This window comes from Microcystis sp. M53603_WE2, from assembly GCF_030065435.1.
On the sequence record NZ_JASJFF010000235.1, the window covers coordinates 1 to 2,581 of the forward strand.

1 protein-coding gene is annotated in these 2,581 nt (G+C 48.5%); it reads left to right on the top strand.

Annotated elements, in window-relative coordinates; genetic code table 11:
- A partial coding sequence (locus PX481_RS05080; RefSeq protein WP_288093867.1) for a Calx-beta domain-containing protein occupies positions 1 to 1,819 on the top strand: 1,819 nt, incomplete at its 5' end.
- Positions 1,820 to 2,581: the final 762 nt, after the last annotated feature.

Genomic DNA, 2,581 nt, shown 5'->3' on the forward strand with positions numbered 1-2,581 from the left:
AACCAGTCCGGTTATCAACACCAGCACGGCCAATCAGTTGTTCTTTGAATTTGCCCGTTGGCTCAATAGTGACTACACTCCCTATATGCAGAACAAAGTTGAGATATTCAACGGTTCTAGCTGGGTCAATCTTTTGCCTAACAATTTCGACGAGGCTCCAGGAGTCCAAGATAACGCTTGGACCCCTCAACAATTTGATATTAGTGCCTACAAGAGTGCCTCAACTCAAATTCGTTTCGGGTTCAATGTTGGTAGTTCTGATGTATTTACAGTAAGTTCGTGGAACCTTGATGATGTCAAAATCTATGGTGATGGGGGGATTACGACAAAATCAATCTTGATCGCCAAAACCACCGACGGTAAGGAAGCCGGTTCCGTGAGCAGTGTCTTTACCCTCACCCGCACCGGCGACCTCTCCAGTGCCTTAACGGTTAACTACACCCTGGCGGGTACTGCTACCCTCGGCAGCGACTACAATGATCCCAGTTTAGGCCAAGCCACCTTTGCGGCAGGTTCATCCACAGCCACCATCACTCTGCCCACCATCGACGATAGTGTGGTAGATCCCAGTGAAACGATCATCAGCAAAATTACCGCCCCCGTCGGCTACACTATCAGTGGACCTGACACGGCGACGGCGACAATCATCGATGACGACCTTGGCATCCTCACTCTGGTGAAAACCACCGATGGTAACGAAGCCGGTTCAGTAAGCAGTGTCTTTACCCTCACCCGTACCGGCGACCTCTCCAGTGCCTTAACCGTCAACTACACCCTAGCGGGGACAGCGACTCCAGGTGTTGACTATACAGGCACTACTCCTAACACCGTCACCTTTGCGGCACTTTCCCCCACAGCTACCATCACTCTGCCCACCAAAGATGACCTCTTGAGTGATCCCAGTGAAACGATCATCACCAAAATTACCGCCCCCGCCGGCTACACTATCAGTGGACCCGACACGGCTACGGCCACCATTCTTGACAATGATGGTAACTCAGCTAATAACAACTTGGTCGGGACAAGCTTTGCCGATGCCCTGGCTGGAGTGGGAGGTAATAACACCCTTAGCGGTTTAGGCGGCAACGACACCCTCGATGGTGGGGCCGATAACGACACTTACCTCTTCGACACGGATCTGGTCTTGAATAGCGACCTCCTAATTGATGCCTCTGGAATCGATACCCTCAACTTTGCGGCGACCACAGCTAAAACCATCAACCTCAATCTCGGCAGTACCGTCGCCCAAACCGTCACCGCCGGAAATCTCACTCTCGCCCTAGCTAGTGCCACTGCTTTTGAAAATGTTATTGGTGGTAGCCTCAACGACAACATCATCGGCAATACTCTGGCTAATTCCCTCGATGGTGGAGCGGGTAATGACAATCTCAACGGTGGAGCGGGTAATGATAACCTGACAGGCGGTCTTGGCAAAGATACCCTAACGGGAAGCACGGGATTGGATACTTTGACCTACAATTCCCTCGGTGATTCGCTGCTGAGTGGCTTTGATGTTATTCAAGGCTACAATGGCACAGGTGCTAGTCTTGATAGCATTAATGCCCCTGCGCCTATTGCACCAATCACTTTGACCGCATCGAAAGGCACAGCTACTGCTTTAACCGAAGCGGCGATTCAGTTGGTCTTGACTAATGCGGCCTTTGCTGCTAACACGGCGGCGGCCTTTAAAGTGACAGGTCAAAGTGGTACTTTTATCGCTCTCAATAATGGAGCGGCCGGTTTCCAAGCCGCTAGTGATGCGATCATTCAACTGAGTGGTTACAACATTGCTGCCGCCAGACCAGTGGTAGTGATCTAGATTGAGAGATCATTTAAGTTTGCCGGCAGTGGGAGAATCTTCTCCTACTGCCACTAGGGGTCTTTCAAAGCATAAGCTTCCTGTTGTTGTTCTGCGAAGCCTAAGAGGGGGGTGATTCGGTAGTAGCGATGGGGGCTTAATCCTTTGCTTTGCTGTGCATTGTAGTCATGGATAACTGGACTTCCTCCGTATAAACATACTAGCTATGGCTAAAAGTCTTACAGAGCCTGAGTTCAAGCAATACAATACCAATGAACTACTGGATGCCAAATCCTGAAGTTCTTACGCAGATAGGGTTTGAGGCAAAAATTTTCAAATTTGACCCCTCGACCATTATAGCTTGTTTCGGGGCAGAAAACCAGCAAAAACATGGCTACAGAGGAAATCGCTTACTCTAGAGATTAATCACACTATCTGTTACAATCTGGTTAGCGATCACTATACAGCCAACTCTACGGAATCGCTCTACTCCAGATACAGTCAACGGTACAGACATTTTCAAGCGAAAAATGTACCCAGTAGCCTCTTTTCAATTTTTTCTGAGACGCTCCCTAAGGGTTTTGTTGATTTTTTAGTATTTATGTAGGACTTGCTGAATAAATCTAAAAACCTTATTGGGTAAGACCTTTAGACTTTTTGTCAATCAAAAAGTACCAGATATGGGAGTGATCGGGGCGAAATTTAGGCACTTTTTCCCTGAAAATTAGGTAATTGGCCACCTCAAAACTGGTAAAACTCTACACCCTACACCCCACACCCCAC